This is a genomic window from Pseudoalteromonas sp. Isolate3, from assembly GCF_022398505.1.
Lineage (GTDB): Bacteria > Pseudomonadota > Gammaproteobacteria > Enterobacterales > Alteromonadaceae > Pseudoalteromonas > Pseudoalteromonas apostichopi.
In genome coordinates this window covers 1-5,568 of sequence record NZ_JAKEVN010000171.1, presented here as the reverse complement: position 1 = coordinate 5,568, position 5,568 = coordinate 1, and the positions used below count along the sequence as shown (strand labels likewise).

6 protein-coding genes and 1 tRNA gene are annotated in these 5,568 nt (G+C 39.0%); all 7 read right to left on the bottom strand.

Annotated features, from left to right (window positions below):
• Positions 1-148: 148 nt before the first annotated feature.
• Entirely contained in the window at positions 149-766 is a 618-nt protein-coding gene (locus L1D46_RS19540) for an FKBP-type peptidyl-prolyl cis-trans isomerase (RefSeq protein WP_239978078.1), read from the bottom strand.
• Between the two features lie 73 nt (positions 767-839).
• Positions 840-1,241 (bottom strand): hypothetical protein, encoded by a 402-nt coding sequence (locus L1D46_RS19535; RefSeq protein WP_130051557.1) that lies wholly within the window; start codon positions 1,239-1,241, stop codon positions 840-842.
• 52 nt (positions 1,242-1,293) lie between these two features.
• Positions 1,294-1,384: transfer RNA gene (locus L1D46_RS19530), tRNA-Ser, on the bottom strand.
• 83 nt (positions 1,385-1,467) lie between these two features.
• The gene (locus tag L1D46_RS19525) at positions 1,468-1,845 is read right to left on the bottom strand and encodes a hypothetical protein (protein ID WP_130051558.1); all 378 of its coding nucleotides are present in this window, start codon (positions 1,843-1,845) and stop codon (positions 1,468-1,470) included.
• A gap of 200 nt (positions 1,846-2,045) precedes the next feature.
• The gene (locus L1D46_RS19520; RefSeq protein ID WP_239978077.1) at positions 2,046-2,594 is read right to left on the bottom strand and encodes an NAD(P)H nitroreductase; all 549 of its coding nucleotides are present in this window, start codon (positions 2,592-2,594) and stop codon (positions 2,046-2,048) included.
• Between the two features lie 63 nt (positions 2,595-2,657).
• The gene (locus L1D46_RS19515; protein WP_239978076.1) at positions 2,658-3,368 is read right to left on the bottom strand and encodes a DoxX family protein; all 711 of its coding nucleotides are present in this window, start codon (positions 3,366-3,368) and stop codon (positions 2,658-2,660) included.
• A 61-nt stretch (positions 3,369-3,429) separates the two neighbouring features.
• A complete protein-coding gene (locus tag L1D46_RS19510; RefSeq protein WP_239978075.1) occupies positions 3,430-5,391 on the bottom strand; it encodes an NADPH-dependent 2,4-dienoyl-CoA reductase in 1,962 nt (653 codons plus the stop codon).
• Positions 5,392-5,568 lie beyond the last annotated feature (177 nt).

The window sequence follows — 5,568 nt, the reverse complement described above, 5'->3', positions numbered from 1 at the left end:
GTAATCTATTTTGAGGCAATAAAAACATCGTTGATAAAAGGCAAAAAATCATTATTTAGTAGTTCTAAATGAGAAATTTTAACGCAGTTAGCGATAGATTTAACCCTTAAAATGACCAAGTATTATTACGAGTAGTATTAGAAATCAATTAGATGATATCTAATAGCTCAACGTCAAAGATTAGCGTTGAGAAAGGAGCGATTGCTGCACCAGCACCGCGCTCACCGTAAGCAAGTTCGTGTGGTACGTATAAACGCCACTTAGAACCAATACCCATCATTTGTACCGCTTCAGTCCAACCTTTGATTACACCGCCCACAGGGAACTCAGCTGGTTGACCACGCTCATATGAGCTATCAAATACTGTACCATTGATTAGTGTACCGTGGTAATGTGCACGGATAGTTGAATCTGCAGTTGGCTTTTCACCGTCGCCTGCAGTAAGTACTTCATATTGAAGACCTGACTCAGTTACTGTTACTTCAGGACGTTTTGCATTTTCTTCTAAGAATGCAATACCTTCAGCTGCAAGAACTTTAGCTTCTTCTTCACGACGAGCTTGGATCTCAGCGTTGATTTTCTCAAATGCTGCTTGAATTGCTGGGATTTCAACTTGGAAATCGTTACCAGTGTATGCGTCTTTCATACCTTCAAATACAGAGTTTAAGTTTAAACCTTCAAATGGATTCGCCTTTAATTGCTCACCCATTTGTAAACCAATACCGTAACTTGCTTTTTCAGCGTCTGTTGTAAAATTATCTGACATGTTTTAATTCACGTTTATTTAGTTAAAAGACGTGGTCATACTAACATAAAAAAACAACGAATATCGCCTAGTTTTACTGCGTTTGCTCAGTGTTTGCACTAATTCGCAGCTTTATTTTATCAATAACGAAAGTCGCAACTGGTAAAGTGGCGATCATCGATGCAATAAAAAAGCCACTCATTAAACCCTCTTTGCCTAACATGATTAAAGGCACAACAATAAGCCCTATCGAAGAAATTACAAAGGCTGCGATAGTAGGCCAGTGTTTGTCGTATTTACCAATGAGATGACCAACTAATACATTAAAGCCTATTCCATAAGCTATTGAAGATAATAATCCGTAATCAGGTTGTGCATCATGGGCCATGGCAACGAGTACGTTGATTCCGCTGTGATAAAAATAAGAAAAGATACACCAAAGTAAAACATGTTTTACAAAACGTATTGGTGTAAAAGAAGACTCGCTTGTTGACATTACTTATCTCCAGATAGCAAAAAACCGCCCTGTAGGCGGTTTTTCTAAATAATGGTGGAGAGATAGGGATTTGAACCCTAGAGGGGCTACAAACCCCTGCCGGTTTTCAAGACCGGTGCATTCGACCACTCTGCCATCTCTCCGTACGGCGCGCATAATAGTGTTTACTGCGTACGTTGTAAAGCCTTAATTGTAAAAAACTTTAAAAAACTAAAATCTATAACTATCAATAATACTGCTTCGGGCGTTTTGCAATTAAAGAACACACCAGACAAACAATTAGGCTGACAAGTGCAAAGCCAGAGCCTTGAACAATCACATCAATTTTATTGAGGTTATAACTAGGTATGATGACTAACACGAATGCCGGTAAACAAGTGAGCGTTAAAACATAACAACATATTTTAAAGGCGCGACCAAAATCGAAACGTTTAGTGCTTTGCATCCACCATGTAAGGAAGAGTAATACAACTACTGCAGACAAGCCTAGGTAATGAGGTTGATTAGTCGCCATAGCAACAAAGAAAGTGACTACAGCACCAATTATGCCCCAAATTGACCAAGCGAACCAATTTTCTTTTTCACGTAAAAATAAGTTTCCCATTGTTCTCGTCTTCTTTATCGTTATTTTTTTTAAGACCATCCATACGTTAACAAAAAATAACCGATTAAAAAACACACTGAAGAAGAATTATTTCGTTTTTTGCATCCGTGCGCTTCTTACAGCTAAGCTAAATCTGAAAAAACTAACATAAGTAAGCTTAATAGTGTCTGACTGCTTAACTGTATAAAAGTTCCTACTATTTATAAATTCTCAAAAAACGTCTCTGGCTTGTGTCTAATTGGCTTTTTGATATCTATTTCTGGCGTGCCCAAATATAGGTAACCAACAATTTCATCTTCTTCTTTACAGCCAAGTGCTGCTTTCACTGCTGGACTCTGTGCAAAATAGCCTGTGCGCCAAATACCTCCTAAACCTTGTGCAAACGCAGCTTGTTGCATTGCAAGAACACTACATCCTGCACTTTGCACTTGCTCAATCCGAGGCACTTTTGGGTTTTCTGCTACATCTGCAATAGCAATTATCATCATAGGTGAACGCAGCGGTAATTCTTTTGCTCGATCAATCGTTCTTTGATCCTGTTTTTCAGCAACAGCAGCTTGGTGATAGATTTCACCCAATTTATTCCGAGCATCCCCCTCTACAACAATAAACCGCCAAGGAGCAATACAGCCATGATCTGGTACTTTGATAGCTGCGCGCTTAATAATTTCAAGTTGTTCTGCCGTAGGCCCTGGTGCTACAAGGCGAGGGTCTGATTGTCGAGTTTGTAATAGCGTTAAAGCGTCCATGAATGTTCCGTAAAAGCTTAAGACAAGGCCCCTATCAAGTAGAGGCAATATAACTCTAGCTTATCATTTATCTTTATTAGCAATAAAGCTATTCGGTACTTTTCTAGTTAACCAATAATCTAAACTAACGTAACGACCGCCACCTACAAAAAATAAGCTTAACAGCATAACAAAGTAAATTGCGGAAAATTCAATCCCATTATTTAAGATCACAGGTTTACCTTTTTCATAAAGGTATTCTGTATAACCATGAGTCTCTAGCAACTCGCGCATTTTAGTCAATCTCTCACTTGCTTCATCTGAATTAACCAAACTGGCTTCACTACCTGGTATTGAAAGCCAATTGAGAACTCTTGCTGGGCTAGTGCTTGCATCTGTGGGGGTTACAGCAAACCAGCCATTACTAGCGTGTACTGTAGTCGCTGCAACAACCATAGTGATCATCAAAGGAATTGCGGTTAAGCGGGTAAATAAACCTAATAAAAGAAATATCCCCCCTAAAAATTCTGTCCATGCCGCTAAAAATGCTAGTACGGAGGGCATTGGCAGGCCTAAGCCCCATTCGTTATTGCCAAACCATGCAACAATATCATTGGATGCTAAAAAGTATTGGTGGAAGTGAGTGACATCACCACTTAAGGCAAGTTTATTAAAACCTGCAATTATCATCACTGGAGCTAAAATTAAGCGAATTAAAAGGCTGGGTAGTCCATCTAAAAACTGAATGTTGTTTAAGATGCGGTTGTATAAAGGTCGAAGGTATGTGTTCAACATAGCGGTCTCGTGACTAATTTTATTAATCACACAGACCGCGAGTTTTCTAGTTTACTTTCAATTATATTTTACGAGCAACTTGTAATGCTTCAAAAATTGCACGTTTTGCATCAATGGCTGCAGCAAGCTTGGCTCCTCCAATTACGTGTACTTTGGCGTTTTCAGTTTCTTTTTCAAAAGTTTCAGTATTTGAAACCTGACCAATACAAGCAATCACGGTATCTACATCTAAGATTTGTTCTTCACCTTTAACAGTAATTTTTAAACCTTTTTCATCAAAGCTTATGTACTGACACTCAGCAATTTGTTTTACATCGTGCTGTTTAGCAACTTGACGATGGATCCAACCTGTCGTTTTACCAAGCTCACTACCAAAACGCCCTGCACTGCGCTTAAGCATGTATATTTGGCGGTTGTCTTTATCAGGTGCAGCTTCACATTCAATGCCCCATTGAGTTTTGAACTGCTCTATGGTTTGCCCTTTATGCTCACTTAAAAAGGCAACCATATCAAAGCCTATACCTCCGGCACCAAGAATAGCAATTTTCTCACCAAGTTCGACTTCACCACGAATAACTTCATCATAAGCAAATACGCGTTTCCCATCTCCACATTCGATTTTGGCTTCACGCGGACGTACGCCCGTTGCAAACACCACATCATCGTATTGATTAAGCATATCATCAGTAAAGTCAGTACCAAGCTGCAAATCTACATTCAACCGCTTTAGTTCATTAGTGAAATAATTGAGTGTATGGTTAAAGTCTTCTTTACCTGGCACTTGCATTGCTAAGTTAAACTGACCACCCATTTGCTCTTTACGTTCAATTAAGGTCACCTTGTGACCTTTCTCTGCTAGGTAACAACTTGCAGCAAGACCAGCGGGGCCTGCACCAACAACCAGGACTAATCGTGAAAATTTTGCTTTTTCTAAACTGTAATCTAATTCAAAAGCCGCTTGTGGATTAACCAAACAAGTTGCACGTTTGTTTTTAAACACATGGTCTAAACAGCCCTGATTACAACCGATACAAATATTGATTTGCTCAGCTTTATTACTAACGTACTTATTGAAAAAATCAGGGTCCGCTAATAAAGGACGTGCCATCGAAATTAAATCTGACTCACCCGCCGCTAAAATACCATTAGCAATTTCTGGTGTATTAATGCGGTTAACTGCGATAACAGGCACTGATACCGTATCTTTTAAGCGTTTTGATGCTTCTTTAAATGCCCCCGGTGGTACCATACTTGCGATGGTTGGTACACGGGCTTCATGCCAACCTATACCGGTATTAAAAATATCGACACCTGCTTGTTCAAGAGCTAAAGCCTGTTGTTTTACTTCATCGGGCGTTGATCCATTAGGAATTAAATCCATCACTGATAAGCGAAATACTATAATGAATTTTTGACTCACTTTAGCGCGCACCGCTTTAACTATATCCAAAGCTAAGCGCATTCGATTTTCTAAACTACCACCATACTTGTCTGTTCTTTTATTGGTGTGGTTAGCCATAAACTCATTAATTAAATAACCTTCAGAACCCATGATTTCAACACCATCATAGCCTGCTTTTTCAGCTAGTTTTGCTGAATGTGCAAAGTCTTTTATGGTCTTTTTAATTGACCCTAACGACATCTCTTTAGGTTTATAAGGATTAATAGGAGCTTGAATTGCACTTGGCGCTTGATTAAATGGATGATATGCGTAGCGACCTGCATGCAATAATTGTAAGCAAATTTTACCGCCATGTTGATGTACGGCTTCTGTATAAGCTTTGTGTTTAATCACATCATAAAATGAATTAAATGTTGATGCGAATGGTGAGAGCTTACCGCGTAAATTAGGGCTATAGCCCCCTGTAATTATCAAACCCGTGCCACCTTTGGCACGTGCTTCGTAAAATGCACGTAAGCGTTTACGGTTATGCCAGCCTTCTTCTAAGCCAGTGTGCATTGAGCCCATAACCAAACGATTACGAAGTTCGGTATGCGGTAATTGTAATTTTTGTTCTAACATTGTGTGCCCCGTTAACTGGTCGAACCTCTATTAGAAATAGATTCTGCGGCAATAACTTAGAATAATCAACTTTTCGCTATTAATTAATCTGTAGCAAATTGTGGTTTTAAACACTCTGTTACTATTTAACAGTTAATTTTAAAGTTATTCTAAGCTAAGATAAGTTCACTACTAAGC